Below are 318 nucleotides of genomic sequence, written 5' to 3' on the forward strand. Positions count from 1 at the left end.
TGCTCCGCCTGCTGCTCCGCCTGCTGCTCCGCCTGCTGCTCCGCCTGCTGCTCCGCCTGCTGCTCCGCCTGCTGCTCCGCCTGCTGCTCCGCCTGCTGCTCCGCCTGCTGCTCCGCCTGCTGCTCCGCCTGCTGCTCCGCCAGCTGCTCCGCCAGTTGCTCCGGCACCCGGACCTGCTGCCCCGGCGGCACCGGGTACACCGGGGGGATCGGCACCCGCCGCACCGGGCGCGCATCCGCCGGGTGGTCGGCCGATTACGGATCCTGCGCACATTCCGCAGTTTGGGCCGGATGGGATTCCGGAGGGTGAGTCGGGTGG

The 318-nt window shown here is 73.9% G+C and carries 1 protein-coding gene; it reads right to left on the minus strand.

Features of this window, described 5'->3' with window-relative positions; all coding sequences use genetic code 11:
- Nucleotides 1-215: hypothetical protein (locus tag ACLMAL_RS11480; RefSeq protein WP_411999043.1), on the minus strand; the 215-nt coding region annotated here is incomplete at its 3' end.
- Between the last annotated feature and the right edge of the window lie 103 nt (nt 216-318).

The organism is Nocardia sp. CWNU-33 (genome assembly GCF_046764895.1).
Classification (GTDB): Bacteria; Actinomycetota; Actinomycetes; order Mycobacteriales; family Mycobacteriaceae; genus Nocardia.